This window comes from bacterium, from assembly GCA_035419245.1.
GTDB lineage: Bacteria > Zhuqueibacterota > Zhuqueibacteria > Residuimicrobiales > Residuimicrobiaceae > JAKPUX01.
Genome location: DAOLSP010000006.1, coordinates 52,613 through 70,793, shown reverse-complemented (window position 1 = coordinate 70,793; position 18,181 = coordinate 52,613). Strand labels below are relative to the sequence as shown.

The following is an 18,181-nucleotide window of genomic DNA, read 5'->3' as shown; positions in this document are numbered from 1 at the left end:
CCTCGGGAGGAAAGAATGAAAAAGATCGCTCTGGTCGTTTTGCTCTGCAGCGCTATTCTCGCCTTTGGGCAAAATTCGACCACCCTGCGCTATGCCTATGAGTCGGGGAAAACCTATACCTATGCGCTGACTACGCAGACCACCGTCACGATGGAGATGAATGGACAGGAAATGGTCACGGAGATGGGGCAGAATGCCAAGGTGGCTATCGTGCCCCAGGCTGTGGCCGCGAACGGTGATTTTACCTGCTGGGTCTCCTTTCCCGAACTCAGCGTCAAAATCAAGAACTTTCGTATGGATTCCACCATGGTGATGAGTGCGCTGTTGAACAAACGCGCCGAAATCGTCCAGACACCGCTGGGCGAGGTTCTTTCTTCGGTGATGATTGATACCATCGCTGCGGACCCCATGCTGATACAGATGGGCATCGAACCGGCGAACCTCTTCAAGCGACTTATGGTCCATTTTCCCGAAAATGGCCTTGCAGCCGGCGGCAGCTGGACCGACACCCGGGTGGATACGGTCCACCAGGGGGGCATCGCGGTGGCGATCGTTCCCAACATCACCTACACGCTGGCGGGTGAGGAGCAGCATGGCGGATTTCCCTGCCAAAAAATCGCCTTTCAGGGGACGATGAAGCTCACCGGCAGCGGCAGCCAGATGGGCGCCAATGTGGTCATCGACGGCGAGGGCAAACAGGAGGGGACCCTCTATTTCAGCATAGCCAAAGGCCTCCTGGTGGCTTCTGAAAGCAGCGCTGACCAGGAGATGACCATCGCCGTCACCGGGGCGGCCAATATGACTTTCCCGCAGACGCTTTCGACCCATTCCACCCTTACCTATCTTCCCTGATAACTGCCGGGAATAAAAAAAGGCGCTGAAACCTCAGCGCCTTTTTTTTGTACTGGTCCGGTTAGTGGCTCGCCTTGAATTGTTTCATAAACTTGACCAGCTTTTCGATCCCGGCCAGAGGCATAGCGTTGTACATCGAGACCCGTAGGCCGCCCACTGAACGATGTCCCTTGAGGCCGATCATGCCTTGGTTCTTGGCTTCGGCGATGAAGGCCGCTTCGAGCTCTTCGGTAGCCAGGCGGATGGGAACGTTCATCCAGGAGCGGGAATCGGGCGCAACCGTGCCGCGGTAAAAGCCGTCGCTGCCGTCGATGGCCGAATAGAGCAGTTCCGCCTTGTCGCGATTGACTTTTTCGATGGCGGTCAGTCCGCCGATCTCCTTGGCCCATTGCAGGGTCAGCTGCATGATGTAAATCGAGAAACAGGGCGGCGTATTGTATAGCGAGTTGTTCTTGATATGGGTGGCATAGGAGAGCATGGTGGGTAAACCCTCGCGTGCGGTGGCGGCCAGGTCATCGCGCAGAATGACCACGGTGACGCCCGCCGGGCCGAGGTTTTTCTGCGCCCCTGCATAGATCATCGCGAACCGGTTGATGTCAAAGCGGCGGGAGAGGATGTCCGACGACATGTCGCAGACCAGAAATTTGCCCTTGAGGTCCGGAAAAGTGCGATACTGGGTGCCGAAAATGGTATTGTTGGAGGTGATGTGCACATAGGCGGCGTCGGGAGCGAGGTCCCAGCTCGCCGGCTGCGGGAGATAGGAAAAGTTTTTGTCCTCGGAGGAGGCAGCGGCGCGGCCTTTGGCGACGATGTTGGCCTCCTTGAAGGCCCGTTTGGCCCATTCGCCGGTGACCACATAATCGGCCGAACCGCCCTGGGGGATGAAATTCATCGCCAGCATCGCAAATTGCAGACTGGCGCCGCCGCCGAGGAAGAGGATCTTGTAATTCTCGGGGATGCCGATCAACTCCCGCAACAGATTTTGCGTGTCGGCGAGAATAGCCTCGAACTCCTTGGACCGATGCGACATCTCGAGGACGGATAAGCCGGTGCCTTTGTAATCGGTGAACTCCGCCTGAGCTTTTTCAAGAGCGGAGAGGGGCAGGGTGCTGGGCCCCGGATTGAAATTATAGACACGTCCCATGATGATCTCCTTATCAATCGTTGGTCTGTTGGTTTTAGAACGGATCAGGCCAGCTCCCCCTTGGAGAACTTGTCGATCAGCTGGACCACCTCGTCGGCGATCCGCAGCAGATTTTCGGCGGTCGAAGCGCCGAGATGCGGGGTCATGATGACATTAGGAGCATGAAGCAACGGCGAGCCTTCGGGCGGCTCGGTGAAAAAGACATCGGTGCCGTAGCCGGCCAGCTGGCCGCTCTCCAGCGCCGCGGCCAGATCCGCCTCCACGACCGTTTTGCCGCGGCCGGTGTTGACGATATAGGCCCCCTTCTTCATCCGGGCGATGCGCTCCTGGTTGATCAGAGCGGTGGTCTCCGGGGTCAGCGGCAGGTGCAGCGAAAAATAGTCGCACAGCGGCAGCAGCTCGTCGAGAGATTTTTGTCCCTGGACGTACTCACTCTTGACCGGGACGACGTCATACGCATAGACCGTCATGCCGAATGCGCAGGCGCGCTTAGCCACCTCGAGGCCGATGCGGCCGCAGCCGAGGATGCCGAGGATTTTGTTGAACAGCTCGGTTCGTTTCAGTTCGCTCTTGAGGAACTGGCCAGCGACCGTGGTGTTGTGACCGGTGATCAGCCGGTTGGGCAGGGCGAGCATCAGGGCGAAGGCCAGTTCGGCCACCGCCACACTCGAGGCCTTGGGGGTGTTGTAGACCTTAATCCCCTTGCTCCTGGCATAGTCGCGGTCGACATTATCGAGGCCGACACCGCCGCGGATGATCAGCTTGAGCTTCGGCGCGTTGTCGATGAACTCTTTGGTGCATTTGGTTTTACTGCGGATGAGCACGACATCAGCGTCTGGGATCATCTCTTTATTGTCACTCACCTCACCATAGGGTGCCAGTCGGCCGGGCAGGGAGGGGTCGAATTTATCACTGAGGATTATTTTCATCATTCCATCCTTTATTCAAGATCAGTCCAGCAGGTGAATGACCAGGCCGCTGCGCAGTTTCGGCTCGAACCAGGTCGATTTGGGCGGCATGATCAGACCGGCATCGGCGACCGCGATCAGCTGCTCGATCGAGGTGGGATGCATCAGGAATGCAACCCTGAATTTGCCGGAATCAACCAGCCGGACCAGCTCTTCGGGTCCGCGGATGCCGCCGATAAAGTCGATGCGTTGGTCGGTGCGCGGATCGCCGATAGCGAGCAGCGGCCCGAGGATGTTGTTCATGAGAATGTTGACATCGAGGTTCTCAAGAGCGTCCGCCGGATTCCAGATCCCCGGCCTGGGGGTGAGCAGGTACCATCGGCCATCGAGGTACATTCCGATGGTGTGTTCCGACACCTCGGGGGGTGTGGATCCAGCGGGCTCGATTAAGAATGTCTCTCCCGCCTTTTGCAGAAATTCGGCGACGCTCAGCCCGTTCAGATCGGTGACGACGCGGTTGTAGGGGAGAATGCGAAGGTGGTTGTGGGGGAAGATCACCGCGAGAAAGTAGTTGTAGGGTTCTTCCCCGGTGTGATGCGGATTGGCGGCACGCCGCTCGCGGCACAGGTTGCTTGCGGCCGCGGAGCGGTGATGCCCGTCGGCGACGTAGAGTTTTTCAAGATGGGCGAATCCTGAGATGATCGCACTGATCCGCCCGGGATCCTCGATGCGCCAGAGGGTGTGGCGGACCTGGTCAGACGTAGTGAAGTCGACCAGGGGGACTCCGGCTGCCGCTGCCGCGAGGAGTCCATCGAGTTCCGGTTCAGCCTGATACATCAGAAAAACCGGCCCGATCTGGGCGTTCTGGCGGTCCATCAGTGTGGTACGATCTTTCTCCTTGCTCGCCCGCGTGAGCTCATGTTTGCGGATGCGGTTGCTGTCGTAATCCTCGACCGAAGCCAGGCAGAGGTAGCCGGTCTGGACGCGGCCGCGCCACTCCTGCCGGTAGACATAGATCGATGGCGACTGGTCCTGCTGCAGGATCCCCTCCGCCATGAAGCGGCGCAGGTTTTCCGCCCCCTTGGCGTAGACCGGCTCGGAGTAGAGGTCGGTTTCGGGGGGCAGGTCGATCTCCGGTTTGTTGACATGGAGAAAGGAGACCGGATTGCCCCGGGCCATCTCCCGCGCTTCCTCCGAGGAGATCACATCATAGGGTGGTGCAGCCACCCGGGCGGCGATGTCGTCGCGCGGACGCAGGCCGCGTAGGGGTTTGATCTTGATCATACACTCCCTCAAATAGATGAATGGTCAGCGGCATAATTTACACTTTTAAAGCCAGATTTCAAGGGATATTTTGCCTTCGCACTGCAGGCGGTGGTTTGCTGGCCTTTTTCGTGGAACCCGCAGGGCAAATGCGGTTCTTTTTTTGCTATAAATGGCGAAAAATGTAAAAATATTAAATAAGATGAAAATAGTTATTGACTTTCTGGTTTTAGTTGATTATACTCAATAGTGGGGTATGGGGTTTATTTTTCTACGCAGAACATGGGCCCGCTCGCGCAAGAGCGGGGGATTCTCGAGCCGGTTCGGGACAAGTTGCCTGTTCTTGCGTTCACTGCGATCATACGACACTCTTCTAGCCTTCCACGACACCGCGCTACTTCCGCAAGAACGCTACAGACATTTGCTTCGCATAGCTATGTTCTATCATCTTGTGCGAGCGCTACCTTTTTCATGACAAAGGAAAAATAAAAGGGACCGGCAGCAGGGGGATTGCACGCAGGCATCAGCGGCTTACGAGCCCGGACAGCCCTGGAGAGTCCGTTTTTCGCCCTGGAAAGCGCTCTCCCAAAGTGAAGCTTCATTTTGGCGGCACTCAATAAGGCATTTTCAGCCGGTCCCTTTTTAATTATTAATGATCTCTGGTTGGAGCAGGGATCATGGTAATACCTGGGGAACCTCTCAAATTGCACGATGTTTCGCTTCGGGGAATTGCTCATGCATCGCGTGCAACGGGCCATCTGCACCTTTATCTTCGATCAACGCGGACAATCGCTGGGGGAGTATGCTCTGATTCTGCTGCTCATCGCCCTGGCGGCGATTGCAGGCGTCATCCTCTTTGGGGCGCAGCTGGCCGCGTTGTATAATCAGATCGTCGCGGGTTTTCCATAATTCGATGCCATGTTATCCACACGCACCATCTCGCAGAAAGGGGGGATCAGATCCCATTCTTGGTTTTTTCCCGCACCACCTTATTCACAGACAACCTTGGTACAGCAAAGGAGACCATCATGCAATCCATCATCCGCTTTTTCCGCACCCTTTTTAACCGCGAAGAAGGTCAAACCCTGGCAGAATATGCCCTGATCCTGGTGCTCATCGCCATCGCCGTCATTGCTATGTTGACGCTTCTGGGCGGCAATATTGGCAACATCTTGACCCAGATCGCCAACGCTCTCTAGCCGAATCGACGGTCTGCAAGATCCGCTTCACTGCGGGACCGGCTTCAGATCTCTGCAGGCGGTGGAACATACTCCATCGTGTGTCAGCCGAATCGGTGAGATAGCCGTATAGGACAGCTTCATTGCCTCCTTGCTGCCTTTGTTGCTGCGGCCGGCCCCGGGCCCTTTTCCAGAATATCAAGGAGATGGAACCACTGCATCCATTGCAACTCGCTGCGCTGCTCATCCTGGTTGGTTGTGCCGCCTGGTGGGATGTGAAGTCGCGCCGCATCCCGAACGGCCTGACCTTGCCCGCCCTTGTACTCGGATTGTTGAGCCATGGGCTGGCCCACGGAATGACCGGTGTGGGCAGCGCTTTGGCGGGTGCAGCAGCCGGAGGCGTGATTTTAGGCATTTTTTACCTGCTCGACGGCATGGGAGCAGGCGATGTCAAACTCATGGCTGCGGTGGGCGCGCTGTTGGGCTGGCCCCTCGCTGTGGCTGCTCTGTTGGGCACCGCAATCGCCGGCGGCGCGCTCGCATTGGTGCTGGTGATCCGCCACGGGATCATTTCCGGGTGGAGTTATTCCAAAAGGGGAGAGTCCCTGCTCAGGATTCGATTGCCCTATGGTGTGGCGATTGCGGCGGGGACCTTGTGGATCATTGCACGAGGAGTGCTGCGATGAAAAGGCTGTTCAGACGCCAGGATGGACAATCGCTGGTTGAATTTGCGCTGGTCATCCCGATCTTTCTGCTGGTTCTGTTCGGGATTATTGAGTTCGGTCGTCTCTGGGAGACCATGAATGTTATGACTGGCGCAGCACGGGAGGGGGCGCGTGTCGCCGCGGTCACCGCCCCGGATGTCGGCCGCGCTCGCGCCGCCGCCCTCGGTCTACTCGGGGGCGTCACCCTCACCGGGCTGACGGTGACTGTCAGCGGCCCCGGCGGCTCCAATGAGGTCACCGTCACGGTCAGCGGCACCTATACACCCTTGACCAATGCATTCATTCCCGGACTGATCGGACCGATCGCCCTAAGCCGCAGCACGACGATGCACTGGGAAGGCTAAAACGGAGATCCCGCGATGTTTCTGCTCAAGCTCAAGTTCATCATCCCGCTTGCGATCCTGGCTGCCGTGTTTGCGACTTTTGGCGCCTACTCCTACCTAAAAAACCAGAAAACTCTGCTGGAGCAGAAACGGCTGGCCACGCGGCTGGTTGTGGTAACCCGCGCGGATGTGCCCGCGGGCACCCGCTTGACTGAAATCCTGTTACAGACCCGGGAATTCCCGACGGACCTTACGCCCGAAGGCAGCTTTTCCAGCCTCTCCGACCTGATCGACCGCGTCACAAAATCCGATCTCTACTCCGGTGAAGTCATTCTCGAATCGCGTCTTGCACCCAAAGGCTCAGGAGGCGGAGTATCCGCTGTCATCCCGGCGGGTATGCGGGCGATGACGGTGGCGGTTAATGTCGTCAGCGGCGTGAGCGGCTTCATCCTGCCCCACGCCCGGGTGGACGTCCTGGCTACCGTCTCCTCCAATACGGATAAGGAGGAATCGACGACCACCACCATCCTTGAGAATATCGAAGTCCTTGCCGTCGATCAGACTGTCAAATCCAAGGACGACGATCCCATCACGGTCAAATCGGTCACCCTCCTGGTCGATCCGGCGCAGGCGGAGAAACTGGCTTTAGCGAGTTCGGAGGGCAAGCTGCAGCTGGTGTTGCGCAACATGACTGATCAGGAGGCGGTGGCCTCCAACGGGGTGCGCCTTAAAGAGATCATCAACAAATCCGCGCCAGCGCCTGCACCGGCGCGGCGCGTGGTGGCCGCCGTTCCCCCAGCACCTGTGAAGGAGGAACCATCCAAGGAACCTCCTAAACAGGTCATCGAGGTCTACCGCTCCAGCACACGTTCCGAGGTGGTGCTGGATGAAGGCAAGGTGACAGAGGGCAAGCCGCAGAAGTAAGGAAAAACCGGATCGGAAAGGAGTACCAGACGATGCTTTGGAAGATGCGCATGCTGGCGTCAGCGGGAGCCATGATCCTGGCCGCCATGGTCCTGGTTTTCGCAATCCACGCCCAGGCGGCTGAAGAGGCGGAGCTTTTGACGGTGGAGCCCGGTCACTCCCAAGTTTTGGACTATCAAAGGGGTATCACCCGGGTGTCGATCGCCGACCCGGAGGTGGCGGACGCCAATGTCATCTCGGCCTCCCAACTGGTTTTGATCGGCAAGGCGGAAGGATCCACCAACCTGATCGTCTGGGATGCGCAGGGCCATTATCAGCAGTTCAACATTCTCGTGCGCAAGCCGATGGCCTTGCACCAGATCATGCTGCAGGTGCGCTTTGTCGAAATCGACCGCACCGCCATTCGTGATCTCGGGCTTGACTTCCTCATCAAGGATCGCAAGGTCGGCCATGAGCGCATCACGGTTGGCAGTTTTACGGGACAGGCCGCCATAGTGAACGATCCCCTGGGGCTGTCGGAAACTGTCGATCTCCTCATCGCTCTGCCATCGCAGAACGTGACCGCCATGCTCAAGGCCCTCGAGGAGAAAAACCTCATCACGGTGCTGGCCAAGCCCAATCTGAGCGCGCGTGAGGGCGCAGAAGCCAGCTTTCTGGCCGGGGGGGAGTTTCCGATCCCCATCGTCTCCGGCGCAGCGGGTATGCAAACCGTGACCATCCAGTTCAAGGAGTTCGGTATCAAGCTGAAATTCACGCCCAATGTCCTCGATTCCAGCATGATCAATCTGAAGGTGGCTGCGGAAGTGAGCAGCCTCGACTTTGAAAACGGCATTACCCTTTCCGGTTTTGTGATACCGGCGCTTTCCACGCGCAAAACCGAGACCAATGTGGATCTGAAGGAGAATCATTACCTGATTATTGGCGGTCTTTTTTCTGAAGAACAAGCGCGTACTCTGTCTCGTGTACCACTGCTCGGCAGTGTGCCGGTGCTGGGCAGGCTTTTCAGCAGTGAGCATTTCAGCAAAAAGGAGAGTGAGCTGATGATTCTGGTCTCGCCCCGGATCACCAGCGGCGTTGCGCAATTGCCTTCTGAAGGGATGAATCCATGAAAATGAGGACTTGCCCCGGCCGGTTTCTCCACCGGCAGGGTGGAGTGACCATGGTGCTCGCCGCTGCCTCGATGCTGGCGGTGATGGGCATGGCTGCATTGGCCATCGATGTCGGCTATATGCTCACGGCGCGCAACCAGCTGCAGGCGGGGGTGGATGCTTCAGCGCTGGCGGGGGCCGCGGGCTTGATGACCAGCCGGACTCTGGCTACCCAGCGCGCCATGGATTTCGCCGGCCGCAATACCTGCATCCAGCAACCGGTCACCGTGGGCGCAGGGGATATCACCTTCCCGACCGCCAACCGGGTGCGGGTTACCTCTTCCCGTCGATTAGCGCTCTTCTTTGCGTCCGCTCTGGGCATGAATTCGGTCAATATCACCGCCGCGGCGACCGCCGAACTGGGCTCTATCGTCGGCGCCAATCATCTCCGGCCCTGGGCGGTTCCCGATTTTGGTTTCCGGCTGGGGGATTATGTGATGATCAAGTCGGGTGAACTCGGGGCGCCGGGCACCAATCCCAGCTTTTTCTACCCATCCGATTATCCTCCGGTTAACAAGGGAAACCCTATCTCCGGCGCCAGCGAATACCGCTCCAACATCGAGAACGGCTGCGACGGCACCGTGGAAATCGGTGATATCTTGCAAATCGAGCCGGGCAACATGCAAGGCCCCACCAAACAGGGCGTGGATGCAATCATCCGCTGGGATTCCGGTGCCTACTGGGACACCAATTCCAATTCCATACAGGGATCGCGATATCCCGGCTACACCAGCCCGCGCATCTGCATCGTCCCCCTCTATGATGAGCGCTATCCGCCGGATTCAGGCCGCAATACCATCACGGTCACTGGTTTGGCGGTCTTTTTCGTCGAGGGGATGCAGGGAAAAAATGTCTACGGCCGTTTTATTGAAATGCTGACCCATGGCATCTGGGGCAGCGGCAATACCTACCTCTATGGCGTGCATCTGGTCGAATGATCTTCAACAACGGATACTATGGAAAAGGAATTTACCTGGATTTACATCGGCGAGGGCGAGCCGGGGCCGATTTTTCATGCGCTTAAGGAGATGGAGGCTCTTCACCTGTCTGGGCGGGAGAAAGATTGGAAAACCGGGCAGAGTTTGCTCACCTCCCTGCATCCCGACATGGCCCTGCTTGACCTGGGTGATGGGGAGGAAGGGCTCAAACACCTGGGCAAGTGGAGTGCGCTCTTCCCGAAGACCCTCTTCTTTTGCACCGCGGTTGCCGCCCAGCCCGCGTTGATCATCCGCGCGATGCGCGCCGGTGCACGTGAGTTCTTTCTGCCCGGCAGCGAAGCCGAGGAGATCCGCCGGGCAATCGCCAGCGCACGGCGGTGGCTCGAAGGAGGAACGGGCCGAGCCGCGCGGGCGAAACTCGTTTGCTGCTTCGGCGTCAAGGGCGGCCTGGGCACGACCACCCTGGCATCTAACCTGGCTGCGGCGGCCGCCCAGTATGCCCACCAGCGGGTGCTGCTGATCGATACCAAACTGCAGCTGGGCAACGCGGCGCTCTTTCTGGATCTGCAGCCGCGGATTACACTGCTGCAAATTCTCGAGAATCTCGCCACCCTCGACGTTTCACGTCTGCAGGCGACACTGGCGCGCCATAGCAGCGGCCTCTATTTTGTCGCCGGACCCGAGAACATGGAAGAGGCGGATGCGATCACCGCTGAGGCACTGGGTCAGATCATCGATCTGCTTCGCCCGGAATTTGATCTGATCCTCTTCGACAGCGACGACCATTTTGACGAAGTGACCATCCGCGCCCTCGACGAAGCGGATACCATCCTTACCATTGCCCAGCTCGACCTCTCGACCCTCTACAATCTCAAGCGAACCCTCGCGCTTTTCCGGCGTATGGGCTATCCGGATGATAAAGTCGCCATTATCCTAAACCGGTATCCGCCAAGACTGAACGAAGAGCTGGCTGCCATCGAGAAATCGATCAACCAGGCCATCGCCTGCCGGCTGCCCTACCAGGAGAATGGCGCCTTGATTGAGAGCATCAATGTGGGCGAACCCATCGTGCTCAGCCGACCGCGTCATCCCTTCAGTCAGCAGGTGCTGCAGCTTCTCCACGCCCTGGTGGCAGAAGAGCCGGCACCCGCTGCTGCTGCGCCCCGAACCGGGCCGGGACTGATCAGACGGTGGACGAGGCGAAAGGAGTAGGGCATGGGACTGCGGCAACGCCTGCGGGCAGACGATGGCCAGGGAAAGAGCACTGGGACGTCAGCCCCGCTGCCGGCCAAGAAGGAAACGGCGCCGGTTCATGCGGATCTGCTCAGCTTGCACGCCTATCACGAATTCAAGGAACGGATCCATCGCCGCCTGATCGAGAAACTCGATCTGAGCAAGCTTGACACCATCCCGGCGGAAACTCTGCGCACTCTTGTCCGTGATGTGATCGAGAGTCTTCTGGCCAACGAGGGCGAGATGGCCTTCGAACTCAACCGGGAACGCCTGACTGAAGAGATCCTCAACGAAACCTTTGGGTTGGGCCCGCTCGAACCCCTGCTGCATGACCCCACGATCTCGGACATTCTGGTGAACACGAGCAGCCAGGTCTATGTGGAGCGTTTTGGCAAACTCGAAGTCACCAACACCCGCTTCAAGGACGATGTCCATCTCCTCAACATCATCGAGCGCATCGTCTCCAAGGTCGGCCGGCGGGTGGATGAATCGAGTCCCATGGTCGATGCCCGGCTGCCGGATGGCTCGCGCGTCAATGCGATCATTCCGCCGCTGGCCATCGATGGTCCGATCCTTTCCATCCGTAAATTCGGGTTGCACCGGCTGAACATGGAGGATTTGTTGAAACTCCACAGCCTGACACCAGCGATCGCCGAACTGCTGACCGCAGCGGTTCGAGCGCGGCTCAATATTTTGATCTCCGGCGGCACCGGCTCAGGCAAGACGACCCTGCTCAACATCCTTTCGGGCTTTATCCCCAGCAGCGAACGCATCATCACCGTGGAGGACGCTGCGGAGCTTCAGCTCCAGCAGATCCATGTCGTCCGCCTCGAAACCCGTTTGGCCAATATTGAGGGACGGGGAGCGGTGGTGCAGCGCGATCTGGTGCGCAATGCTCTGCGTATGCGGCCCGACCGGATCATCGTCGGCGAAGTGCGCGGCGCCGAAGCGCTGGACATGCTTCAGGCGATGAACACCGGTCACGACGGCTCCCTGACCACCTTGCATGCCAATTCAGCCCGCGATGCCCTGCGCCGCCTCGAGACGATGGTCCTAATGGCCGGTGCTAATCTCGGCGATCGCGCCATGCGCGAACAGATCAGTTCCGCGATCCACATCATCATCCAGATATCCCGGCTCAGCGACGGCACCCGCAAGGTGATGAAGGTCGCGGAGATAGTCGGCATGGAGGGCGATACCATCTCATTGCAGGATATCTTCCTCTTCGAAAAGATGGGGATCCGGGAGGATGGGCGCGTGGTCGGAACCTTCCGCACGACGGGCATTCGTCCCAAGTTCGTCGAGCAGATCGAGACCTCCGGCATCCGCCTTCCGGATGAAATGTTCGAACCCCGATTCGAGATGATTCAGGAGGAGGAACTCTCCGCATGACTCTGTTGATGATAAGTTCCTTTCTCTTCTTCCTTCTGGTGGTTCTCGCTCTGCTCATCGCTCTCTATGAGCGCAAGCACGGCAGCAAGCGTAAAATCAATCGGCGCCTGAGTGCCTTCGCGGGAGAGATCGGGCTTAATGTTCAGGGGATGCCGTTTGTCCTGCGCGACGAACGACTGAGCGATATTTCGCTGTTCAACAGGTTCCTCTACCAGCTCAATTTCTTTATCAAGCTGCGCCATGTGCTGGAACAGGCGAACAGTTCCCTTACGGTTGGCACAGTGGTCCTGATGACGCTTACGCTTGGCGCTCTGGGCCTGCTGATGACGATGCGTTTGCAGGAACTGCTGCCCCGGATTTTGATCAGCGCTGGACTGGCGGCCTTGCCAGCAGGATACATCCTCTATCGCCGTTCCCGCCGGCTGCGCGCTTTCATTCGTGCTTTTCCGGATGCTCTCGACATGATGACCAGCTCGTTGCGTGCCGGCCATGCCCTCAACAAGGCCTTGCAGATGGTGGCCATCGAAGCCCCCGATCCAGTTTGCGAGGAGTTCCGCAAGACCTTTGAGGAGAATAACCTGGGCTTGCCGCTACGAGACGCTCTGCTTCATTTGACTCAGCGGGTCAACAGCCTCGATCTCAAACTTTTTGTCACCGCGGTGCTGCTGCAGCGCGAGACCGGCGGCAACCTTGCGGAAATCCTCGAGAAAATCAGCTATACCATCCGGGAGCGTTTCAAGCTCATGGGACAGATCCGGACTTACACAGCTCAGGGTCGTATGACGCTGTGGGTTCTCGGCAGCTTGCCCATGGTTGCCCTGGTGGCGCTTGAATTGATTAATCCGGACTACCTGGACCCCATGCTGCAGGAACGGTCCGGTCGGTTGTTACTGGCGATCGGCTTCTGCCTGCAGCTTTTCGGTTTTTTGGTGATCCGCAGAATTATTCGAATCAAATTTCAATAGAGGCTGGGATGACACTCTATCTGGTTTTAGCCGGGGTTTTTCTCGCGGCCTTTTCGCTCTTTTTCCTCCTGCTGCGCCGATTACGCAACCGCCTCGATCCAACCACCCGGCGTGTGAAGAAGCTTGTGGCTCATTCCACGACGGCTTCAGAACCGGTGGCCATACATGATGCGCTGCGGCAGAGCGATCTGCCTGCCGGGATCGAAAAAATGCTCATCACCCTGGGGCGACTGGGGAAATCCAGTGAAAAGGAGCGCTCCCGTTCCAAACAACTCCTGCTGGAGGCTGGCATCCAGCACGAATATGCACCCGTCATGCTGATGGGCATGCGCATCCTCAGCCTGCTCTTTTTTGTGCTCTGTTACTTCCTCTTTGTGCACCGGTTGATCGCCCAGCCTCTCATGGCACTGGCCGCTCCCCTGTTGGTAATTCTCATCAGCATGCGCCTCCCCGACCTGGTGCTGCGCTACCACGCCGCCCAGCGGCGGCAGGAAATCGGCGAGAGCTTGGCCGATGCCCTGGACCTGCTGGTCATCTGCATGGAGGCCGGACTTGGCCTCAACGCCGCCCTGCTCCGCGTCGCCCAGGAACTCGGATTGCGCGCCCCGGTGCTCAGCAGCGAGCTGCTCCAGGTCACCCAGGAGATGCGTACCGGGCTGGCACGGGAAAAGGCCCTGCGCAATCTGTGCGAGCGCAACAAGGTGGAAAACCTGCGTATCCTGGTGGGGGCGCTGATCCTGGCCGACAAACTCGGCACGAGTGTAGGGGATACCCTGCGCGCCCAGGCCGATTCGCTGCGCACCCGCTTGCGGCAATCCGCTGAGGAACAAGCAGCCAAGGCTGGCATCAAGATGCTTTTCCCGCTGGTTCTCTTTATATTTCCGGCCCTCTTCATCGTCCTGCTCGGGCCCGGATTTATGAGCATCATGAAGACTTTTTCAACGATTACTGGCAGGTAGCTCTGCCTGAGGAGTCCGCTTGATGAACTTTGCGCACCGCTGTTTCCTGGTGACGATCGGCGCCCTGCTGCTTTGCTGCGCCGCGCCCCTGCATCGCTATACGACCCCGACCTCGATGCCCAGCCTGGTCCTGATCGAGGATCAGATTTACGATCTGCGCAACAACCTGCCGATGCCGGCGAGCCGGGCGGAGGTCCATCTCCGCGACGGCCGCAAGATCAGCGGTAAGTTTCTCGCTTTTGACGGCGCGCAGATCGAAATCAGTCCGGGATATGAATTCAAGACCATCGAGGGGAATACCACACCAGTGGATCGCCGCGTCACTCTGGCCAAGCAGGATATCCTGATTCTGAAGATCTGGTGATTCATGTCCATCGCCAACCTTTCCACCGGGCAGCATCCACGGCATCGCCTTTTCTGCGCCCAAACTCGCATCCATCGCCTGCTCGGTTTTCTCACCTTGATCCCGGAATCCGGGCCCAGGGTGCTGCTGATCCGCAATTGCAGCGGGATTCATACCTTCTCTCTCCCGCACGCGCTGGGGGTGGCCTTTCTCGACAGCCAGGGCAAGGTCATCCGGTTGGAACGGGCGCTGCCGCCTGGCCGGATCATCGCCCATGTGCGCCATGCCCGAGATGTCCTGGAGTGGTCTGCGGATCCGGATCCTCTAGAAGGTGTGCAACTCGGTGACCGGCTTGAACTTGTATGCGATGCGACCCCCCAGTCCAGCCCGATGGCCTGGCGGCAGTTTTTACATGTGCCGTGCAATATCGTTATGGGACTTCTTTGGGCAGGATTTTTCCTGGCTGCGCTCAACAGCTGGCTGCCGCAGCGTAGTCTGACCGGATTGGGCCTGCTCATCTACAATACCCTGCTCATTTACCTTTTCCTGACGCGCCGGCCCAGCGCGGAGATCTCTACGAATGGAGTGGACTGGGCCGTGGCAATCGCCACCGTCGTGCTCTCTTTCTTGCTGCGGCCCGCAACCGGCGACGGGATAGCACCGGGCCTGTCGTTCGCTCTTCAACTCGGCGCAATTCTGGCCATTCTTTTAGCCCTGGCCAGCCTCGGCAAGAGTTTTGGCATCGTTCCGGCGAATCGCAAGGTCAAAACTGCCGGTGCTTACCGGCTGGTGCGCCACCCCCTTTATGCCGGCGAGCTCCTTTTCGTGGCCGCTTTTCTCCTCGGCAACCCCGGTCGGAGCAACCTGATACTCGGCAGTTTGATCGCAGCCGGACAGATCTATCGCGCCCTGGCTGAAGAACGACTCCTCGCACGCGATCCGGAATATCGGCAGTATATGGCTCAGGTGCAGCATCGTTTCATCCCGCATCTTTTTTGAATTCTCTCCTCACATGCTCCCCAAAAAAAGAGCCCTCTTCATAGAGGGCTCTTTTTTTGTCTCAAGGGAGCGGATGGCCTTCCCGGTCCAACAAGACCGGCTCGCCCCATCCCACTTCCCGCAACGCGCCCAACTGGGTTCTGGCGTCTCCCACCACGAGATAGATCATGTGCTCCGGATGAAGATATTTTTGCGCTAGCGCCGTATGCCGGAAATTGGACAGGCCACGGATATAGGCCTGGCGCTGTTCGACACAATCGCCCGGCAGGTCATAGAGCGCCATCTGTTCGAGCAAACCCACCAGAGCCCGCAGGCTCTCATAGCTGCGCGCGTAGGCCCTGAGCTGGGCGTTCTTGCTGAAAAGCAGATCCGCTTCGGCGACACCTTGCCGGTAGCGCTGCACTTCATCCCGGATGATCTCCACGGTCTCGAGGGTCGCATTGGACTGGACGCTGGTCGACACCATGAAGGTGCCGGCGCAGTAACCGCCGTTGAAGCGGGAGCGGGCGCCATAGGTGAAGCCCTTCTCCTCGCGAAGGATGAGGTTGAGAATACCGTTGAACGATCCGCCTAGTTTGTAGTTCATCACCGTCGCGGGGAAAAAATCCGCATCGCGCGCAGCGAGGGCGAGATGTCCGGCGCGCACCTCCGACTGCCGCGCCCCCGGAAAATCGATGAAATAGATCACGGGCCGTCGGCCGGAGGAGGAAGAGGGTGGGGGCGGTGCAGTCAAGGCGCTCTCTTCGCCTTGCCAGCGTCTCTCCAGCGAGCGCAGACTTTTTACTGCCCGTCTGGCATCGATGTCACCGGCGAGCGACCAATGTGCGCGCCAGGGGGTGAATTGCTCCTGGTAAGCCTCTTTGAGATCAGCCAGAGTCAGGGAGGTGACCTCTGCGGTGGTACCCTCGACCGGCCGGGAAAGCGGATGGTCATCGCCGTACACGATCCGGTTGAAGGCCTGGTTGGCGATCACCGCAGGGTTGCTCTGATTTCGCCGGATGTTTTCCAGAGCCTCCTGCTGCAACCGGGCAAATTCTTTTTCATCCCATCGCGGCTCGAGGAGGATTTCCGTGATCAGAGCCATCACCTCCGGCCAACGTGAGGAAAGTGAGGTGGCCGTGAGGGTGATCGCATCACCTGAGGCGGACAGGGAGAGGGTGGCCCCCCGTTCGGCGATCGCTTCCTCAAGCTCTGCCGGCGTTTTTGACCGGGTTCCCTCCATCATCAAGGCCGCAAGGAGACTGGCCGTGCCGCTCTTCCCCGCCTCATCGAGCAGCGCTCCGCCCTGGAGAATCAGCGAGGCTTGAAGCAGCGGCAGTTCAGGCTGGCTGATGCCGGAAAGTGTCATGCCGTTTTTCAGACTTTCGCGCCAGATCTGCGGGGAACGCAGCAGGGGCTCGGGGCCCAGAGGAGGTTCGATGGAGCGATCGAAGGCGTCGGGCGCCGCAGCAGCGGATACCGGCACGGTGGACGCGGCCGTAGTCTCGACGATATTAATACCGGGTGCGTGCTCTTCAGGCAGAACAAAGGGGAGGGAGACGGCCGCCGCGAGATCGCGGCGGCCCTGCGGCACGAAACTGGTCAGGACATACGGCTTGCTCTTGATGCAGGCGGAGTAGACCTGCCAGATCTCTCTGGTCGTAATCGACTTTGCTTGCTCGAGATCCGTGGTGATATAGTCCGGAGAACCGGCATACTCATTGTAATGGGCCAATTGCATCGACTTGCCCAAGACACTCGAAATGCGATTGTACCAACTGGTCTCCAGGCCTGCCTTGCAGCGCTGCAAGTCCCGGGCGGTGAAGCCGCGCCTCTCGAACCGCGTCAGGGCGCGCTGGATCGCCTCTTCAACCCGGCTCAAGGGGATCTCCGGAAAGGCGCGCACCCGAATGGAAAAGGTGCCAGCAATCTCCTGGCTGGCCTGCCAAGCGTGCACCGCAGGGGCGAGCTTTTCTTCTTCGACCAGTAACTGGTAGAGCGGTGATTTTTTGTTGCCGGCAAGCAGCTCGGCCAGAAAACTCAGGGCGTGACCCTCGCGGGTGAATTGCGGCACCGTCGGAAAGACCATGGTGAGCTCGGGGGATTTGATAAAAGGATCCTCGAAGCAGGCGCGACGGCTTGAGTCAAGCCGAACCGGCATCGGCTTCAGCGGCTGTACTTCCTCTCGTGCGGGAATCTCGCTGAAATACTTTTCAATCCACGCGCGCGTTTGCACAGGATCCAAATCCCCGGCCACCACCAGCGTGGCGTTGTTCGGGCAGTACCACTTTCTGTAAAAATCGTGCACGTCGGCCAGAGTTGCGCGGCGGAGATCCGCCATCTCACCGATGACCTCCCAGCTGTAGGGATGGCCGGGGGGATAAAGCAGCTTGCCGATGACGTAATTGGTGTGGCCATAAGGGCGGTTGTCGTAATTCTGCCGTTTTTCGTTCTGGACCACACTCTGCTGATTGGCGAAAGCCGAGGCGGTAACGGTTCCCAGCAGGAAACCCATGCGGTCGGATTCGAGCCACAAGACCAGCTCCAGAGCATTTCGCGGCACGGTTTCGAAATAGATGGTGCCGTCGGTGTTGGTGCCGCCATTGAGCTCGCCGCCGGCGCCCTGAATCTTTGTAAAAAACTGGTCCTGCCCTATATGCTCGGACTCCTGAAACATCATGTGTTCAAAGAGATGGGCAAAGCCGGTACGTCCCTGAACCTCACGGTTCGAGCCAACATGGTATTGAATGGCCACGGCGATCACCGGGTCGGAGTGATCCTGGTACAGGATTACCTCGAGTCCGTTCGGGAGACGATACTTGTCGCAAGGCAAACGGAAGGGGGCAGCCGCAGCGAGGACGGCGAAGAGCCAGGTCAGCAGAAAAACCGGGCGGAGAAGGGGCATGGA

The 18,181-nt window shown here is 58.7% G+C and carries 18 protein-coding genes; 14 read left to right on the top strand and 4 right to left on the bottom strand.

Annotated features, from left to right (window positions below; genetic code table 11):
- Positions 1-15 precede the first annotated feature (15 nt).
- A complete protein-coding gene (locus PLH32_09925) occupies positions 16-852 on the top strand; it encodes a hypothetical protein (protein HQJ64915.1) in 837 nt (278 codons plus the stop codon).
- A 61-nt stretch (positions 853-913) separates the two neighbouring features.
- On the opposite strand, the gene serC is transcribed toward PLH32_09925, so the two are convergent.
- Genes serC through PLH32_09910 form a run of 3 tightly spaced genes read right to left on the bottom strand, consistent with a single transcriptional unit; the run spans position 914 to position 4,188 of the window.
- Positions 914-1,999, bottom strand: coding sequence for a 3-phosphoserine/phosphohydroxythreonine transaminase (serC, locus tag PLH32_09920; protein ID HQJ64914.1), 1,086 nt, complete (start codon positions 1,997-1,999; stop codon positions 914-916).
- Positions 2,000-2,040: 41 nt separating this feature from the next.
- Positions 2,041-2,925 carry an NAD(P)-dependent oxidoreductase gene (locus PLH32_09915; protein ID HQJ64913.1) on the bottom strand — a complete coding sequence of 295 codons (885 nt, stop codon included), beginning with the start codon at positions 2,923-2,925 and terminating at the stop codon, positions 2,041-2,043.
- Positions 2,926-2,946: 21 nt separating this feature from the next.
- Complete coding sequence (locus tag PLH32_09910) at positions 2,947-4,188, bottom strand: DUF1015 family protein (GenBank protein ID HQJ64912.1); 1,242 nt, start codon at positions 4,186-4,188, stop codon at positions 2,947-2,949.
- 714 nt (positions 4,189-4,902) lie between these two features.
- Between PLH32_09910 and PLH32_09905 the strand changes: the two genes are divergently transcribed.
- From PLH32_09905 to PLH32_09845, 13 genes are all read left to right on the top strand, one after another.
- Positions 4,903-5,076, top strand: a complete 174-nt coding sequence (locus PLH32_09905; protein HQJ64911.1) for a Flp family type IVb pilin — start codon at positions 4,903-4,905, stop codon at positions 5,074-5,076.
- A gap of 119 nt (positions 5,077-5,195) precedes the next feature.
- Positions 5,196-5,366: a Flp family type IVb pilin gene (locus PLH32_09900; GenBank protein HQJ64910.1), complete on the top strand. Its 171-nt coding sequence runs from the start codon at positions 5,196-5,198 to the stop codon at positions 5,364-5,366.
- A gap of 185 nt (positions 5,367-5,551) precedes the next feature.
- Positions 5,552-6,031 carry an A24 family peptidase gene (locus PLH32_09895; protein ID HQJ64909.1) on the top strand — a complete coding sequence of 160 codons (480 nt, stop codon included), beginning with the start codon at positions 5,552-5,554 and terminating at the stop codon, positions 6,029-6,031.
- The gene (locus PLH32_09890) at positions 6,028-6,414 is read left to right on the top strand and encodes a TadE/TadG family type IV pilus assembly protein (protein ID HQJ64908.1); all 387 of its coding nucleotides are present in this window, start codon (positions 6,028-6,030) and stop codon (positions 6,412-6,414) included. Before PLH32_09895 ends, PLH32_09890 begins: the two co-directional genes overlap by 4 nt.
- Positions 6,415-6,429: 15 nt before the next feature.
- Positions 6,430-7,317 carry a Flp pilus assembly protein CpaB gene (cpaB, locus tag PLH32_09885; GenBank protein HQJ64907.1) on the top strand — a complete coding sequence of 296 codons (888 nt, stop codon included), beginning with the start codon at positions 6,430-6,432 and terminating at the stop codon, positions 7,315-7,317.
- 32 nt (positions 7,318-7,349) lie between these two features.
- Positions 7,350-8,426 (top strand): pilus assembly protein N-terminal domain-containing protein, encoded by a 1,077-nt coding sequence (locus PLH32_09880; protein ID HQJ64906.1) that lies wholly within the window; start codon positions 7,350-7,352, stop codon positions 8,424-8,426.
- Entirely contained in the window at positions 8,423-9,403 is a 981-nt protein-coding gene (locus PLH32_09875) for a pilus assembly protein TadG-related protein (protein ID HQJ64905.1), read from the top strand. The genes PLH32_09880 and PLH32_09875 overlap by 4 nt, the downstream gene beginning before the upstream one ends.
- 18 nt (positions 9,404-9,421) lie before the next feature.
- The gene (locus PLH32_09870) at positions 9,422-10,615 is read left to right on the top strand and encodes an AAA family ATPase (GenBank protein ID HQJ64904.1); all 1,194 of its coding nucleotides are present in this window, start codon (positions 9,422-9,424) and stop codon (positions 10,613-10,615) included.
- 3 nt (positions 10,616-10,618) lie between these two features.
- Positions 10,619-12,028 (top strand): CpaF family protein, encoded by a 1,410-nt coding sequence (locus tag PLH32_09865; GenBank protein ID HQJ64903.1) that lies wholly within the window; start codon positions 10,619-10,621, stop codon positions 12,026-12,028.
- On the top strand, positions 12,025-12,993 hold the full coding sequence (locus PLH32_09860) for a type II secretion system F family protein (protein ID HQJ64902.1): 969 nt from the start codon (positions 12,025-12,027) through the stop codon (positions 12,991-12,993). The genes PLH32_09865 and PLH32_09860 overlap by 4 nt, the downstream gene beginning before the upstream one ends.
- Before the next feature lie 8 nt (positions 12,994-13,001).
- On the top strand, positions 13,002-13,952 hold the full coding sequence (locus PLH32_09855; protein HQJ64901.1) for a type II secretion system F family protein: 951 nt from the start codon (positions 13,002-13,004) through the stop codon (positions 13,950-13,952).
- A gap of 22 nt (positions 13,953-13,974) precedes the next feature.
- On the top strand, positions 13,975-14,316 hold the full coding sequence (locus tag PLH32_09850; GenBank protein ID HQJ64900.1) for a hypothetical protein: 342 nt from the start codon (positions 13,975-13,977) through the stop codon (positions 14,314-14,316).
- Between the two features lie 3 nt (positions 14,317-14,319).
- Complete coding sequence (locus tag PLH32_09845; GenBank protein ID HQJ64899.1) at positions 14,320-15,294, top strand: methyltransferase; 975 nt, start codon at positions 14,320-14,322, stop codon at positions 15,292-15,294.
- A gap of 61 nt (positions 15,295-15,355) precedes the next feature.
- Here the strand turns inward: PLH32_09845 and PLH32_09840 are convergent, their stop codons facing one another.
- Positions 15,356-18,178, bottom strand: coding sequence for a pitrilysin family protein (locus PLH32_09840; protein ID HQJ64898.1), 2,823 nt, complete (start codon positions 18,176-18,178; stop codon positions 15,356-15,358).
- Positions 18,179-18,181: the final 3 nt, after the last annotated feature.

Coding starts and splice junctions, on each gene's coding strand:
- PLH32_09925 (HQJ64915.1), top strand. CDS start 16: ATGAAAAAGATCGCTCTGGTCGTTTTGCTCTGCAGCGCTATTCTCGCC.
- PLH32_09915 (HQJ64913.1), bottom strand. CDS start 2,925: ATGAAAATAATCCTCAGTGATAAATTCGACCCCTCCCTGCCCGGCCGA.
- PLH32_09910 (HQJ64912.1), bottom strand. CDS start 4,188: ATGATCAAGATCAAACCCCTACGCGGCCTGCGTCCGCGCGACGACATC.
- PLH32_09905 (HQJ64911.1), top strand. CDS start 4,903: ATGCATCGCGTGCAACGGGCCATCTGCACCTTTATCTTCGATCAACGC.
- PLH32_09900 (HQJ64910.1), top strand. CDS start 5,196: ATGCAATCCATCATCCGCTTTTTCCGCACCCTTTTTAACCGCGAAGAA.
- PLH32_09895 (HQJ64909.1), top strand. CDS start 5,552: ATGGAACCACTGCATCCATTGCAACTCGCTGCGCTGCTCATCCTGGTT.
- PLH32_09890 (HQJ64908.1), top strand. CDS start 6,028: ATGAAAAGGCTGTTCAGACGCCAGGATGGACAATCGCTGGTTGAATTT.
- cpaB (HQJ64907.1), top strand. CDS start 6,430: ATGTTTCTGCTCAAGCTCAAGTTCATCATCCCGCTTGCGATCCTGGCT.
- PLH32_09880 (HQJ64906.1), top strand. CDS start 7,350: ATGCTTTGGAAGATGCGCATGCTGGCGTCAGCGGGAGCCATGATCCTG.
- PLH32_09875 (HQJ64905.1), top strand. CDS start 8,423: ATGAAAATGAGGACTTGCCCCGGCCGGTTTCTCCACCGGCAGGGTGGA.
- PLH32_09870 (HQJ64904.1), top strand. CDS start 9,422: ATGGAAAAGGAATTTACCTGGATTTACATCGGCGAGGGCGAGCCGGGG.
- PLH32_09865 (HQJ64903.1), top strand. CDS start 10,619: ATGGGACTGCGGCAACGCCTGCGGGCAGACGATGGCCAGGGAAAGAGC.
- PLH32_09860 (HQJ64902.1), top strand. CDS start 12,025: ATGACTCTGTTGATGATAAGTTCCTTTCTCTTCTTCCTTCTGGTGGTT.
- PLH32_09855 (HQJ64901.1), top strand. CDS start 13,002: ATGACACTCTATCTGGTTTTAGCCGGGGTTTTTCTCGCGGCCTTTTCG.
- PLH32_09850 (HQJ64900.1), top strand. CDS start 13,975: ATGAACTTTGCGCACCGCTGTTTCCTGGTGACGATCGGCGCCCTGCTG.
- PLH32_09845 (HQJ64899.1), top strand. CDS start 14,320: ATGTCCATCGCCAACCTTTCCACCGGGCAGCATCCACGGCATCGCCTT.
- PLH32_09840 (HQJ64898.1), bottom strand. CDS start 18,178: ATGCCCCTTCTCCGCCCGGTTTTTCTGCTGACCTGGCTCTTCGCCGTC.